We start from the raw sequence: 13,555 nt of genomic DNA on the forward strand, positions 1-13,555 counted from the left end.
TCTTGGGAACCCAAAAACGTAGGTCTGATGAGACAAGGAACGAGGCGTAATCTGACGCTGAAAGCAACGCTTTCATTTTGGACATCACATTATTTTGGCAACCCAAAAACGTAGGTCTGATAAGACGAGGAACGAGGCGTAATCTGACGCTGAAAGCAACGCTTTCATTTTGTACATTACATTATCTTGGGAACCCAAAAACGTAGGTCTGATGAACCGAGGAACGAGGCGTAATCTGACACTGAAAGCAACGCTTTCATTTCCTTTCAGCCAGTACAGGTCTAAAAAAACTACGCTCATAACTGATAATGCAATCCACTTTATCAGCAAATTCGAAAGCTTTAATACACTCCGCGTCATTTTGAGACTTAATACGATAATCCTCGTAAGCAGACAAACTTTCAAATGTAAAAAGAGCCAAAGCAATATTGTTTGCGCCTTCAGATGGCAGAAAATAGCCATTGTGTTGACCACCAAATTTCTCAACGAGCGGAATCCACATTTTCGCGTATTCTTCGAACTCCCTAACCTTCTTGGGATCTATCACATACCTGACATAGCAAGTAATCATAAACACTAATTCCTTCTAATTTCTTGAATTTGTGGGCTAGGCAACGCCGCATTCAGCGGCTTGTCCGCTGTAATGCTTTGTTAAAAGATATTTCACCCACTAGCTCTTCATATGCCACTAATTATTCATACCAGGTATTGATTTGCATTCTTTTGGTAACGAAAGGGCTTTGGCATCGAACGAGGTAGGCTGACCATTAAAAACCACTTCAAGAGCACTAAAACTAGACTTATTTGCAGACTTTCGCGCCTGATTTACTAAAGGAAGCAACATGTTACTCAAGGATACCTTGGAATCACTCCATAAATTCTCATCCGCTCTTAGGCGAAAATTCCCAGTGTACTCGACCCATTCTTTCGCAACCTTAAGTGCATCGTAATACATACGCTCCCAGCGATCACCACTGGCTTCATTGATCTCATCAAAATCTCTGAATTCAACTTTTGCTGGTCTTAATTGCTGTAAACTCGGCGCTAATACTTGACCAACACCATTACCAAGATCTTTTACTTCCCAATCATAATTGGGTGGCACAATAATTCCGTAGGCATACTCAAAATCCCAAAAATAGCGAATAATCCCTTTAAAACTAGGAAAACCACCATCTTGCAGTTTGCAACTAAATGGACTGCTTGCCTTTTCTAATTCTACTCTGTTGACTCTTGATAGAATTCCATAAGCAGGAACTTGTCCAGTGATAAGCGCATCAATTCTCTCTTCTAGCTGCTTAATTTTGCTATCTTGGAAAAAGTAAGCGCCACCAGCCCCAATTAAAAGTGCCACTACTCCGGAAATAATTTCTTTCATCTTAGATCTCTCCTTTATTATCCCTAACACCTATGTTGGTAGTTAGTTCAGAACGCAACGGAAAAACCATCCGACAACATGCATTTGTTATACGTTTATCCTAGTAGCTTGAAAAGAAACTTGCTCACTTTTCAAATAATCCTTCATTCGTGCCACTCTTATCTTCAGGCGTTTAAAAGAATCGTCAGTTAAGATGACATACGGCAAAATGCATCACCTAGCTTATATCTTTGAACGCTGCCATACACGATAGAGCTCCGCAATGTCGGACGAACACAAAAGAGGCATGGCTTCTTTAATCTGCTCCAATGGCCAATCCCACCACTGCATTTCTAGTAACATTGAAATTTGCTGCTCTGAGAACCGCTTTCTTATCTCTTTTGACGGATTGCCACCAACAATCGAATAAGGCTCTACATCTTTGGTCACCAAAGCCCTACTACCAATAACCGCGCCATGACCAACCTTTATACCCGGCATGATCATAGCTTCCGAACCGATCCATACATCGCTTCCTATAACGGTATCACCTGCACTCTGAAAAGCATCAATGGCCCCTGAAAACGCAGGCTCTTCATTCATGTAAAAAAAAGGAAATGACGTAGCCCAATCATATCGATGCCCTTGATTACCAGCCATGATAAAAGAAGCGCCCGAGCCTATGGAACAAAAGCTCCCTATAATCAGTTTATCAACGTCATCACGATCAGGCAGAAGGTAGCGAGCACAATCATCAAATGAATGCCCATGATAATAGCCTGAGTAATAGCTATAGCGCCCCACCTGAATATTCGGATTCTTAACCTGTTCAGTGAGAAGTTTTCCTTTAAACGGACTCTCGAAATAGTTATTCATATAATTTCACACCAAAAATTTGCAACAACATTTTTGCTTAAGCAACAATAAACCGCGCAAGCGAGCGTTGGACGACCGAAGGGAGCAAATTTAATTGCTTTGTTACGTAACATCACTTCAATCAGGAAAGGGGTGATTCTTAACCAATCCCCATTTTCCATCAGCATCCTTCTGCGTACATTACCGCACCTATTTGCGATGCATTTCGATCAAAAAATTCGCAAAATACTCTCATCCACTCGGTTAACATGTAGTCTCCTCAAAACTGGCCGTCATATATTTCAATCTTGTACACACTGACCCGAGACTCACCCGATCCCTTAACACTCACATAAAAGCGATAACACGTGGGCTCAAATTAGGAACGGGTAAACGCAGCTCATGTGTTAGCGCACCAGCGAGCGATTGAATACGTTTGTTATATGCGCTTCTCGACTTTCCAAGGAGGGTTTAAACGATTCTCACCTGCCCAGTAAAGTTTGATTTTATTACCAGACGGATCTTTAAGAATGGCCTCTTTCCACAGATATCTTTGTTCTGTCGGTAATTGTTCAAATTGAAAACCTCTTTGAGACAAATCAGCACACAGTTCATCAAGTTTCTCATGCTCGAAGTAGATTACAGAACTATTTTCGAACTCATCGGATTCGAGAGATAAGGAGAAAGTAGCGTTCCCTTCTGGGCAAGAAAATCTAGAGTAATGCGGCGTATCGACAATTTGAGTGAAACCAAGTTTTAGATAAAAGTTAACAGCATCATCCATATCTTTTACTGGCAAAGTAATCTGGTTCAATTCCATTTAAACTCCTAGCGTATAATGCCTAATTAAGAAGGGAACAACTCTACCATAACCCGAGATCAGCATCATAATCACAGAACTAAACCCAAGCCCAAAATGCCAAGCGTGCTGAATCACTCTTAAATGCTTTGTTAGCCGCTCATGCCAACGATAGCCCACCATCAACTACCAACGTGTGGCCGACGATATAGCTGGCTTTATCTGATAATAAAAATTCAATTGCATTGACGATTTCGTCGATTTCTCCAAAGCGATTGATTGGTACTACATCAGAAACATCAGCGCGGATATTAGAGTTTTCAAGTTGCCTTTCCTCCCACCGGGGAGTCCACGTTACACCGGGAGCAACCGCATTGATTCGAACGCCAGATTTGATGCTTTCTAGGGCAACAGATCTAGTCAGCCCCTCAAGGGCATGTTTAGCAGCACTATACATTGATGCATTAGGTGTTGGTCTAAGACCATTTACAGAGCTTACATTTACTATGGATGCGCCTGCTTCCATTAGTGTCAGTTCGGACCTTAAACACAAAGCTTGACACAAAAAATCCACATGAAGTGTTTCTTTGAGAAGTGATACATCAACTTGTGGCAGATAGCCTCTAGAAGCAAGAGCCGGAGAAGCGCTGTTGACCGCTACATCCAACTTCCCGTAGCGGTCTGCAATATGAGCAAATAAACCTTCTAGCTGTTGCTCGTCGGCTATATCAACCGACTGGTAATCGACAGGTTTTAATTCTGGATATTTTTGCATGGCATTTAGCCAAACCTCCTTCGAGCGAGAGCACGTAACAACTTGATACCCCTGCTTCACGAGCCGAAGAACTGAATACAAACCGATTCCTTTTGAACCACCAGTGACTAGTGCGATTTTCAATTTAAGACTCCTTTCCTATTCGTGTACTTTGACGGCTAACGCCGTGCTCTGCGGAAATTTAGGAGCGCCAGCGAGTAATTTATCCGTGTGTAGCGCTTTGTTATGCACCTAAAGGCTTCACTTTTTTGTCCTGAATATCTTTTTCACTCAATTCTGAAAGCTCTTTTTTAAGCTCTTGCTTTCTCTTCTCATCTGATATTTTTTCTAAACGCGGATACCAAATTAAGAACAGTGACATAATATGTTTACATTCATCTTTAAACATACTCATCATAAGCACAGGAATAAGTCTTTCAACCAGCTTACAATAGGTACTTCCCAAAGCGTAATAAGCAAATTCTTCATTTGCGATTCTACCAGTGAAGTACATTGAAAAAAGCTCAAGCCTATTAAAAAGCGCCACAAAACTATCAAGCTCATCAACTAACTTTTGTAGGGACTCTTCATTTTTATACGGCTTAAATTTTATTCTGTCTTTTTCTATGTGAACTTCACAATTCTCTAGAAAATCAATCTCTTTCTCTTTAAGGCAACCAAAAAACTTCTTTATTTCCGGCTCAACCTCCTTGTGGAAAAACTCGCACCGTTCAGCTGCCAATCTAATAGAATCCCTTTGGCTTTGAATTTTTGTTGCGTTTTTCCCTACTTTTATTTGTTCTAAAGCTTTAAAAGCAAAATAGGCAAGAAGTGGTGCACTAAGCAAGTACACAATTTCTATATATGGTTTAACCGCAGTGATAAATTCTTACATGTGTACTCCTGTAGTGCATAACAATTAAGGGTTATACGGCAGCGTAGCTGCGGCTACCCACTGTTGAACGGCTGCTTTGTCTATATAGGGAATTGGCTTTTTTCATGGTAGGACTTCCCTGTTAGATAACTCGCTAGATACCAAAATCTGTTTGGACGAAGCCGCTGCAGATCGTCTTTGATCGCCGCTATGTTGGTTCTTTGATTGCCCTCTTGTAGCGCGATTTGACCCGCAAGGCAAGTGATTACCTCAGGCCTTATGATCTAATAGTGTCTATCAGCTGATATAAACGGCTCAGCGTCCATTCCGCATTACAAAATACATTTTCATTATTAACTCAACAACAGTTGATTTTCGGCCTAGAGGCGACCTCCTGAACAATGAAAGCGTCGCTTTCAGCGTCAGATTACGCCTCGTACCTCGTCTCATCTGACCTACGTTCTTTGGTGCCTATTATTGAATTCGCTATCGATCCTTTTAAAAGAGATCCTTTTAAAAGACATCCACACTAAAAGTTCGTATAAAAAAATCGTCAAGTTATGATGGGTATCTTGTTAAGTTTTTTTATCATTAAGTTTCTATGGGTGTCTCATTAAGTCACAACCAGCGCAGCTTTGCTGCGTCCGACGCAGCAGGCGCGTAGTTGATTGACTTGTTAGCTTTTCACGTGATGGTAAACTCAAAAATGAAAGGCTTACCAGCAACACATGAATTTGATGAGCTAAGTGGTGGTAATGAGCCTAAGTTTAGGATTGTTTTAACTAAAAGTGAGTTTTTGTCTGTATTCTCAGCCACTTGGTAGCCTATGATATCTGAGTTTTCATCGATAACTAGTGCCAATTTATATTTGCCTGAATGTTCTTTTCTGAGCAGGCCTGCTTTGCCAAACTCTGCTGAGAAAAATACTGGAAGCTCTGAAAGAAGATAAACCTTGCCAGCGGCTTTTGCGCAGTTAAACCCTTCTTGGCTTGTAGCAGTTACTGAAGTACCTACAGTGCCAGAATGCTCATACGTAATATCATTCTCAGCCATTACATGGGTTGCAACCAGAATAAAAATACAAAAAATCGTGAATCTCAAATTACACTCCTGTGAAAGCTAAAGTCCATTGAAATGGGTGTCTTGTTAGTCCATTATAAACAGCTCAGAGTCCATTCCGCATTACAAAATACATTTTCATTATTAACTCAACAACAGCTGATTTTCGGCCTAGAGGCGACCTACATGTAAAAGCGTCGCTTTCAGCGTCAGATTACGCCTCGTGCCTCGTCTCATCTGACCTACGTTCTTTGGTGCCTATTGTTGAATTCACTATGAAGCCAGTTCGACGCGACGAAGTTGCGCGACCCTATGGCGTTTCAGGGAAGAATAAAGGTCGGGAATACAAGGCCTTTGAATGGAACCCAAAGAAAACGCCTTCCCTTTTTTCAAAGGGAAGGCGCAGAACAAGTTTTGAACGCTTTTTTAAAAGCCCTACTCGCCGATGTGCCAGCCATTGGTTATCGGGTAACGACGATCTCGTCCAAAGCCACGGGCGGTGATGCGAACGCCGGTTGGGGATTGGCGACGTTTATATTCGTTGACGTCGACAAGACGAAGCACACGGTAGACAGTTTCTCGGTCGAATTTCTGGGTCGCGAGTATGGCTTCGGCGCTTTGGTCTTCTTCGATGTACATGCGTAAGATTTCATCGAGGATGTCGTAGCTTGGCAAAGAATCTTCGTCTTTTTGGTCTGGCGCCAGTTCCGCAGAAGGTGGACGTGTGATGACACGTTCCGGAATAACGTAGCCTAAAGTATTGCGGTAGCGGCAAAGCTTGAAGACTAAGGTTTTGAAGACGTCTTTTAGGACGGAGTAACCACCCACCATATCGCCATAAAGCGTCGCATAACCAACAGCCATTTCGCTCTTGTTGCCTGTGGTTAGTACCATGTAGCCTTTTTTGTTGGAAATCGCCATTAGGGTGACGCCACGGGTACGGGCTTGTAGGTTTTCTTCTGTGGTGTCTTTGCCATAGCCTTCAAATTCTGGCGCGAGCACGTCGGTAAAGGCGGATACCATGGCTTCAATGGGTAAGACGCTGTATTTCACGCCCAGCAAGTTGGCTTCTTCTTCGGCGTCGTGCAAGCTGATGGAAGAAGTGTATGTGTACGGCATCATCACCGCTTGAACGCGATCTGCGCCGATGGCATCTACCGCGACCGCCAAAGACAAGGCCGAGTCAATACCGCCACTCAAGCCCAGCACAATGCCTTTAAAACGATTCTTGGTGATGTAGTCACGTAAGCCAAGCACCATAGCTTGATACACGCTGGCTTCGACGCCTAATGCTGGCGCAATGACTCCCGCCACCGGTTCCACCTTGTTGGGTTGGCTGTCGTCAACGATCATATCGATGCTGTACAAACCCGCTTCAAACCAAGGCGCTTGCATGATTTTCTCGCCTTTGGCGTTGACCACAAAAGAGCCACCTTCGTATACCAATTCATCCTGCGCGCCCATGTAGTTGACATAGACAATCGGCAAGGTGACTTCGGTGGCACGCTGGTGAAGCAGTGCTTCGCGCTCGCCCATTTTTTCGATGTGGTAAGGCGAGGCGTTTAGGTTAAGAATCAATTCTGCGCCTGCTGCTTTGGCTTGTGCGATAGGCTCTGGATGCCAAATGTCTTCGCAGATGCTTAAGCCAACTTTGACACCTTTAATATCAACCAGACCCGCCTCGCGGCCTTCACTGAAGTAACGCTTGTCGTCAAACACAAGGAAGTTTGGCAACTCCTGCTTGGCGTATTCCACCAACAGCTGTCCTTGGTAAATCACCCCAGCACAGTTAAACAGTTCGCCATCAATACGTCGTGGATAGCCGACCACTACATGGATATCGCGGATCTCGGCCAGTAACTTAGCCAGTGCAGATTCAATACGGGTATCTAAGCTAGAACGTAACAGTAGATCTTCTGGCGGATAGCCAGTTAAGGTTAATTCAGGAAACACCACCACGTCCGCGTGTTCTTCATCACGGGCTTTACATGCCGCATCAATCACGGATTGGGTGTTTTTTGTGATGTCGCCGACCAGCATATCCAGCTGGGCCATTGCAATTCGTAATGTCATACAGTTGCTATCTCGTGAACTCTGTTAGAATATGCCCGTTATTGTCTGGAATTACCCAAGCTAGGTAAAGTATATGATCGTACGTTTGATCGTTTTTGTTGCTATTTTCTTTATTGGTTGGTGGTTGTATCGCCAATTTGTCGCTTTTAAACGCAGTCAGTCGCCAGAAGAAGTGAAAAAGAAGGCGTCTGGCAAAAAAGAGGAAGCACAAGAAAGCATGGTTCGCTGTACCGAATGCAAAACCTTCACGCCGCGCTCCCATGCGATTCATGACCAAGAAGCCCGTCCATTTTGCAGCGCGGAACATTTAAAAATCTTCAACCAGAAGCACTGACCCAGCCGCTGGCAAGCAAGCGACTTTCTTGCCACCACCAGCAACGGTATTGTTGCTGGTTTTGTGTGGCACAAAGTCGATAGGATAAATGTGTGTTTTCCGATTCGTCAGGCACGGAGACATAACGTTCCCAACGGTAATACACCCATTGGTCATTACTTTGCCAAATACGCTCTAAGGCCGAGTCTTGTAAATCACAAAACCCCACGCAGGCACTCGCCTTCGCGCTAGAAAAATCGGCATCCACCACCCACGCTTGATAAAAATCCGTCCAGATTTGTTGCTCCTCTGTCACATCATTCAGCTGACCGCGCCACTTAAAACCCGCTTCTAGTCCTTGCTGATAATGCATGGATACACTGGACAAGGCGAATAACAAAGCAATGATTGGCAAGGACACCCAACCTCGTTGACCGCTGAGATCGATATGGGTCATCTTGACTACATTCCTTTCAAAACAATGATGTGATTCCCTACCCCCTGGCAAGGAGAAAAATAACGCCACGTTTCTCCGCGCATAGAGCGATAATCTTGGGCAAAAGGCGTCTCCCGTTCTGACTTACAGTCATGAAGTCGATATTGGTACTCCACCCAAAGGCCGCGAACGTTTGCGAGGGAAAATTGCCCATAACCCGTGTCCAAGACATCAACTTTTCCATCTAGGTTGCCATCTAATAGTGGAAACACAGACAAACGCTCAATGCCACTCCATAACTCCAATGAATTGCCACTTTCTTTGGGTGTACGCCAAAAAGCATTTTGTCCGCCCTTACCTTCGGAAATATACCAATAAAACTCATCTTGGCTTTCCACCACGCCAGATTGCCCAATGGCCTGCTCAGCGAATTCGCCGCCCTCCAGCTCAATACGGCTTTTGTGCGCAGAAACATTGAGTATTTGGCCTTGGTACTGAGAGTCACAAGAGGAAAATCGTACATGGTCGCCGGCTTTCCAGTGACAAGATAAAGAGGTTTCTAAAGGATTGCTGTGCACGGTCACCGTGCCACGACACAGACCATAATCCACCGCTCTTAACCAATCTGATTCTTTATCAATCGTTCTTGTTGCTAAACGAAGTGGTGGCGACATACCCGATTCAATGGTCAAGAACAACGACTCGTCCACCAGACAGCTTGTCGGAACCAGACGCGACCACTGTGCTTGAAAATGCGCCTCAATCGCCGCTTTAATGACCTGCTGGTCTTGATAGGTTTGAACCAATAAATGACGCTCCTGCAAGCGGACCAAAGCGACGACCAAAAAAGGCAAAAACAAAGCAACCAAGGTACAGACGAGCAATAATTCAATTAATAAACTGCCGCGTAGATGACGCCGTTTAATCATTATTCTGCTCCTCAAGCGGCGCACTAGCGCTTGACGATGGTAACGTCTGAAACCACTGTGCCAATTGATCTCCGGTGCATTTTTGACAATCAGGATAGCCTTGTTTTATAGACTCTTGCGGATGATTCAACCACGCTGCCGAACCGACCAGCTGGGTCATCGCGGCGCGTTTTTTCTCGTAATCGCCTTGTTGGCGATCTTGTTCAGTTTGCTGAAATAAATGCCACTGTGTCTCTGTCTGGCGCTGCACAACATGCAACACCACGGCAAACAAGCTCAAGCACAAAATAACCTCTAACAGGATCCAACCACGTTGTCGTGGCGCGGCTAAGCGATGGTGAATAGACGATTTTTTCATCCGCACACCCCATCATTAACACTTTGCGGATCTGTAAAGTAAAAACGCCCACTTTGGTTCAATACTATGTCGGCTTGCCATGCTCCCAAGCAAAATTCAAACGTCCCATTTTGATAGCTCGATAAACCATTGGATTGAAATTCGATTTGTTGCTTTTTGACCGGAAACCCCCGCCAAGAAACCTCTAATGAGCGATCAAAATGAATTTGCCGATAGGTTTTTTGCCCTCCGCTTGCCAATACCATTTGATAAAGCTTAAAGCCATCAGACCAGTGTCCGTCGCAGTCGACGCCACCGCACACATAACTGGTACGCCCACTCATCACAGCCAGTTGACGTGCTTGTGTCAGCGCCTGCGCTAAGCGCTTCATTTCATTTTTCAGGGTGTTTTTATCGTGGGAGTTTTGACTAACGCTAAGAAACTGCGCTGAACCGGCATGGGCTAAAATGCTGAGTATGGCGAGCACACACAGCAATTCTAATAATGAAAAACCACGTTGATGATGCATAAAAACCTCCTTGTTTTGCTCAATCAGTGACTAGACCTCCTGTCTAGCACCTTGTTGTCCTCGAATAGTCCTAAGACTAAACTGTCTTGAACCATTTGTTAATATGATTTGCAATTTGTCTTGGTTTTTGAAAAGGCAAAGAATGATCGCACGCGCTCAGGGTCTTATGATGCCACGCTGAATTTCGCTCACTTAATAAATCGTAATGCTGACGCAGAGCCTCATGACTTAATTCGCCTGAAAACAAAAATACATGTTCTGAGGCGTCTATCATCGCCTGACGCAAAGACGGTTCCTTTGCCATTAATGCCACATGATCCGTCACGGCATCCAGCGCATAAGCAAAGCCAAACGGCCGATGAGCAAGACGAGATTGCGTGGTAGCTTCTGCCACAGGATGCTTACGTCGATTCGGCGAAACGCCATCCATAAAACTCGCCACCCCAAGTTCGACATCGCCCGTATCACGAATCAGCTTCGAGGCATGGCGATATTTTTGACGAACATCCATCAAGGTTGATAAATCTTCACGGTCCAACGACGCGGGTTCCAACAACGCCATTTTTATTTTCTTTTTGCCTTGCAAGCTACGCTGATAATTGAGATTTAACGCCACCAAACCGCCCAAGGAATACGCCACCACATCAAAATCGTCCCATTGCACATGAGCCAATAAAGCCTCAACGTCGTCAGTTAACTCAGCAATCGACACTGCCGCCTCTTCACCATGATGATGAAAAGAGTCTCCCATGCCTTTTAAATCCGGCACCAACATCCAACGCCACTGAGTAAAATACGGCAACATGGGAGAATACGTAATCTCACCCGCCACCCCCGCACCGTGTAATAGCAAGCAAACACGATCACTTTCGGACTGTGGATTTTCGTAAAGACGGTACGCTATACGCGCATTGGGTAAAGAAAGAAAAAAAATGTCAGACACTTGTAATTAACCTGTGAGGACCCTTATTAAAAGCATACAATGTTTGCTCGTGGTGACAGCCACCAAACCAAGGTGCGTTTATCTTTTCCCTCTATTGGGTATAAACATGGCTTGGTGAGCGCAGACTTCATATTACTAGGTATTAAAATAAATGTCAGAAATCAAACACGTAAATCTCCCTTATCAGGCGTCATTACTGTCTTTCTTTTCTGCTGTACGAGACTTACCTTACCCTGCGTTACTCGACAGTAATCACCAACACTTTCCAGATACCAATTTTGATATTTTAGTCGCCAACCCACTGGCTCGCATTCACCCTGCTGACCATGGACAACCCATTAGTTGGTATACCAAACCGCTTTATCAACTGGATACAACGCTTAATCCAATGACGCTGATGAATGCATTAATGCATCTTATTTGCCAAGAACCTTGGGCGAAATCTGCCCCAAAAAACCTACCATTCGTTGGCGGTTTATTAGGCTATTATGGCTACGAAAGCGGCCATTTTGTTGAGCAATTACCCGATACAGTAGAGCATGACATTCAGTTGGACACGTTGAATGTTGGACTCTATGGCTGGGCCGTGATTACTTGTCATCAGAAAAAAACCACTCAATTGATTAGTTCGCCTTGGTGTTCTCACGAAGAAGTGGCTGATTTGATTAATCGCTTCACCAGCGCTTGTGATGATGTACTGGTAAAACATGACTTAAACGAAGCAAGACCTTTCCGCCTAGAAACGCCTTTTACGTCAAACATGACAGAAGCGGAATACGCGCAAAAGTTTTCAAAAGTGCAAGACTATATTCGGTCTGGGGATTGCTATCAGGTCAACTTAGCTCAGCGTTTTTCCACCCGTTATCAAGGCGATACCTTCACTGCCTATCACAGACTAAGAGACGCTTGCCCCACTCCGTTTTCAGCTTATATGGAGTTTTCTTCAGGGCAAAGTATATTAAGCCATTCACCAGAACGCTTTCTCTTATGTGATCAAGGTCGAGTGGAATCCAAACCCATAAAAGGCACAGTAGCGCGAGGCAACACACCGGAAGAAGACAAAGCCAATGCCGACTGGTTGCTGGCCTCCGAAAAAGACCGCGCGGAAAACCTCATGATTGTCGATCTGCTGCGCAATGATCTAGGACGCACTTGTTTGACCGGCAGCATCAAGGTGCCTAAGCTGTTTGCCTTAGAGACCTATGCCAACGTCCATCATTTGGTTTCCACCGTAGAGGGCCGAATTGATCGAGCCGATCAAGCCATTCAAGTGTTCCACCAAAGTTTCCCCGGTGGTTCCATTACAGGTGCGCCCAAAATTCGCGCCATGGAAATTATCGACGAATTAGAGCCTCATGAACGTTCAGCCTATTGCGGCTCTATTGTTTATTTCAGTGCAAACGGTCAGATGGATTCCAGCATCACGATTCGCACACTGGTTGCAGACCACGGCAACTTACATTGCTGGGCTGGCGGCGGTTTAGTGGCAGATTCAAAATGCCAGCAAGAATACCAAGAAACCTTTACCAAAGTGGGCAAACTGACCCATACTCTAGAACAAGACTTTTTGAAATAGGCCGTATCATGTCTGACATAGAGCAGTTTTTAAATGCTCCTCCGATTGAGCTAAGCTTGGATGATATTCGTGCAGCATTAGACAATGAACCCTATGCGCAACAAATCCATAACCCAGATGAGGAAATGTTTCCCAGTGGCTATGACTTGAATTACCGATCCGCTGCGGTGCTTATTCCTATCTGGAAAGAGCCAGAAAGTGGCGAATTGTTCGTTCTATTGACACAGCGCGCATTGCACATGCGCAATCATCCAGGACAAATTGCGTTTCCGGGCGGAAAACACGACCCAAACGACGCCAGTATCCAATACACCGCACTGCGCGAGACACTGGAAGAAGTTGGGCTTTCACCAGATTGCTTCGATCTCTTGGGCGAACTGGGGGAATATTGCACCATTTCAGGTTATTGCATTAAACCTATCGTGGCTGAAATGACGCGCCGAAGCGAGCTGAGCCTCTGCGAAGAAGAAGTAAAGTCGGTTCATTGGGTGCCATTGCGCTACCTTTTAACACCACAAAATTATCGCTTTAAAAAGAAAGCGCTCGACACCATTTCGCGGGGCTACTTCGAAATTGACTACGAAGACATTCGTATTTGGGGCGTTACGGCTGGTATTTTGTATGGCCTTTACCAAACCTTAGCTAGGCACATACGCTAAACGTTTTGTGCCTTGGTTGAGCGGTTTTCTTTCGTATTATAAGGTTAGTGTTCTTTCGTCT

At 44.6% G+C, this 13,555-nt stretch carries 16 protein-coding genes; 3 read left to right on the forward strand and 13 right to left on the reverse strand.

Translation table 11 applies throughout. The features are described 5' to 3' along the window. Window positions 1-256: 256 nt before the first annotated feature. From DKT73_RS14515 to DKT73_RS14550, 8 genes are all read right to left on the reverse strand, one after another. Window positions 257-571 carry an NIPSNAP family protein gene (locus DKT73_RS14515; RefSeq protein ID WP_111639275.1) on the reverse strand — a complete coding sequence of 105 codons (315 nt, stop codon included), beginning with the start codon at window positions 569-571 and terminating at the stop codon, window positions 257-259. A 117-nt stretch (window positions 572-688) separates the two neighbouring features. Then, complete coding sequence (locus DKT73_RS14520; RefSeq protein ID WP_111639276.1) at window positions 689-1,378, reverse strand: hypothetical protein; 690 nt, start codon at window positions 1,376-1,378, stop codon at window positions 689-691. Between the two features lie 222 nt (window positions 1,379-1,600). Then, on the reverse strand, window positions 1,601-2,233 hold the full coding sequence (gene catB / locus DKT73_RS14525; protein WP_111639277.1) for a type B chloramphenicol O-acetyltransferase: 633 nt from the start codon (window positions 2,231-2,233) through the stop codon (window positions 1,601-1,603). Between the two features lie 418 nt (window positions 2,234-2,651). Continuing rightward, window positions 2,652-3,032, reverse strand: a complete 381-nt coding sequence (locus tag DKT73_RS14530) for a VOC family protein (RefSeq protein ID WP_111639278.1) — start codon at window positions 3,030-3,032, stop codon at window positions 2,652-2,654. Between the two features lie 139 nt (window positions 3,033-3,171). Further along, window positions 3,172-3,909, reverse strand: coding sequence for an SDR family NAD(P)-dependent oxidoreductase (locus tag DKT73_RS14535; RefSeq protein WP_111639279.1), 738 nt, complete (start codon window positions 3,907-3,909; stop codon window positions 3,172-3,174). 100 nt (window positions 3,910-4,009) lie between these two features. Beyond that, entirely contained in the window at window positions 4,010-4,612 is a 603-nt protein-coding gene (locus DKT73_RS14540) for a hypothetical protein (RefSeq protein ID WP_111639280.1), read from the reverse strand. A 711-nt stretch (window positions 4,613-5,323) separates the two neighbouring features. Continuing rightward, window positions 5,324-5,740 (reverse strand): hypothetical protein, encoded by a 417-nt coding sequence (locus tag DKT73_RS14545; protein ID WP_111639281.1) that lies wholly within the window; start codon window positions 5,738-5,740, stop codon window positions 5,324-5,326. A gap of 393 nt (window positions 5,741-6,133) precedes the next feature. Further along, window positions 6,134-7,771 carry an NAD+ synthase gene (locus DKT73_RS14550; protein ID WP_111639282.1) on the reverse strand — a complete coding sequence of 546 codons (1,638 nt, stop codon included), beginning with the start codon at window positions 7,769-7,771 and terminating at the stop codon, window positions 6,134-6,136. Between the two features lie 73 nt (window positions 7,772-7,844). On the opposite strand from DKT73_RS14550, the gene DKT73_RS14555 reads away from it, so the two are divergent. Beyond that, window positions 7,845-8,105, forward strand: coding sequence for a PP0621 family protein (locus DKT73_RS14555; RefSeq protein WP_111639283.1), 261 nt, complete (start codon window positions 7,845-7,847; stop codon window positions 8,103-8,105). Here the strand turns inward: DKT73_RS14555 and DKT73_RS14560 are convergent. From DKT73_RS14560 to DKT73_RS14580, 5 genes are all read right to left on the reverse strand, one after another. After that, complete coding sequence (locus tag DKT73_RS14560; protein WP_111639284.1) at window positions 8,089-8,541, reverse strand: hypothetical protein; 453 nt, start codon at window positions 8,539-8,541, stop codon at window positions 8,089-8,091. The two genes, DKT73_RS14555 and DKT73_RS14560, sit on opposite strands and share 17 nt — an antisense overlap. A 5-nt stretch (window positions 8,542-8,546) precedes the next feature. After that, the gene (locus DKT73_RS14565; protein ID WP_111639285.1) at window positions 8,547-9,449 is read right to left on the reverse strand and encodes a hypothetical protein; all 903 of its coding nucleotides are present in this window, start codon (window positions 9,447-9,449) and stop codon (window positions 8,547-8,549) included. Further along, window positions 9,442-9,807: a hypothetical protein gene (locus tag DKT73_RS14570; protein WP_111639286.1), complete on the reverse strand. Its 366-nt coding sequence runs from the start codon at window positions 9,805-9,807 to the stop codon at window positions 9,442-9,444. The genes DKT73_RS14565 and DKT73_RS14570 overlap by 8 nt, the downstream gene beginning before the upstream one ends. Beyond that, entirely contained in the window at window positions 9,804-10,316 is a 513-nt protein-coding gene (locus DKT73_RS14575; protein ID WP_111639287.1) for a GspH/FimT family pseudopilin, read from the reverse strand. Before DKT73_RS14575 ends, DKT73_RS14570 begins: the two co-directional genes overlap by 4 nt. 76 nt (window positions 10,317-10,392) lie before the next feature. Further along, window positions 10,393-11,259 carry an alpha/beta fold hydrolase gene (locus tag DKT73_RS14580; RefSeq protein ID WP_111639288.1) on the reverse strand — a complete coding sequence of 289 codons (867 nt, stop codon included), beginning with the start codon at window positions 11,257-11,259 and terminating at the stop codon, window positions 10,393-10,395. Between the two features lie 151 nt (window positions 11,260-11,410). On the opposite strand from DKT73_RS14580, the gene pabB reads away from it, so the two are divergent. Together pabB and DKT73_RS14590 are read left to right on the forward strand one after the other, a co-directional pair. Further along, window positions 11,411-12,835 carry an aminodeoxychorismate synthase component I gene (pabB, locus tag DKT73_RS14585; RefSeq protein WP_111639289.1) on the forward strand — a complete coding sequence of 475 codons (1,425 nt, stop codon included), beginning with the start codon at window positions 11,411-11,413 and terminating at the stop codon, window positions 12,833-12,835. Window positions 12,836-12,843: 8 nt separating this feature from the next. Next, complete coding sequence (locus DKT73_RS14590) at window positions 12,844-13,494, forward strand: NUDIX hydrolase (RefSeq protein ID WP_111639290.1); 651 nt, start codon at window positions 12,844-12,846, stop codon at window positions 13,492-13,494. The last annotated feature ends 61 nt before the right edge of the window (window positions 13,495-13,555 follow it).

The sequence above is a fragment of the Marinomonas shanghaiensis genome, assembly GCF_003259175.1.
Classification (GTDB): Bacteria; Pseudomonadota; Gammaproteobacteria; order Pseudomonadales; family Marinomonadaceae; genus Marinomonas; species Marinomonas shanghaiensis.

Coding starts and splice junctions, on each gene's coding strand:
- DKT73_RS14520 (WP_111639276.1), bottom strand. CDS start 1,378: ATGAAAGAAATTATTTCCGGAGTAGTGGCACTTTTAATTGGGGCTGGT.
- DKT73_RS14570 (WP_111639286.1), bottom strand. CDS start 9,807: ATGAAAAAATCGTCTATTCACCATCGCTTAGCCGCGCCACGACAACGT.
- DKT73_RS14555 (WP_111639283.1), top strand. CDS start 7,845: ATGATCGTACGTTTGATCGTTTTTGTTGCTATTTTCTTTATTGGTTGG.
- DKT73_RS14565 (WP_111639285.1), bottom strand. CDS start 9,449: ATGATTAAACGGCGTCATCTACGCGGCAGTTTATTAATTGAATTATTG.
- DKT73_RS14515 (WP_111639275.1), bottom strand. CDS start 571: ATGATTACTTGCTATGTCAGGTATGTGATAGATCCCAAGAAGGTTAGG.
- DKT73_RS14550 (WP_111639282.1), bottom strand. CDS start 7,771: ATGACATTACGAATTGCAATGGCCCAGCTGGATATGCTGGTCGGCGAC.
- pabB (WP_111639289.1), top strand. CDS start 11,411: ATGTCAGAAATCAAACACGTAAATCTCCCTTATCAGGCGTCATTACTG.
- DKT73_RS14530 (WP_111639278.1), bottom strand. CDS start 3,032: ATGGAATTGAACCAGATTACTTTGCCAGTAAAAGATATGGATGATGCT.
- DKT73_RS14590 (WP_111639290.1), top strand. CDS start 12,844: ATGTCTGACATAGAGCAGTTTTTAAATGCTCCTCCGATTGAGCTAAGC.
- DKT73_RS14560 (WP_111639284.1), bottom strand. CDS start 8,541: ATGACCCATATCGATCTCAGCGGTCAACGAGGTTGGGTGTCCTTGCCA.
- catB (WP_111639277.1), bottom strand. CDS start 2,233: ATGAATAACTATTTCGAGAGTCCGTTTAAAGGAAAACTTCTCACTGAA.
- DKT73_RS14575 (WP_111639287.1), bottom strand. CDS start 10,316: ATGCATCATCAACGTGGTTTTTCATTATTAGAATTGCTGTGTGTGCTC.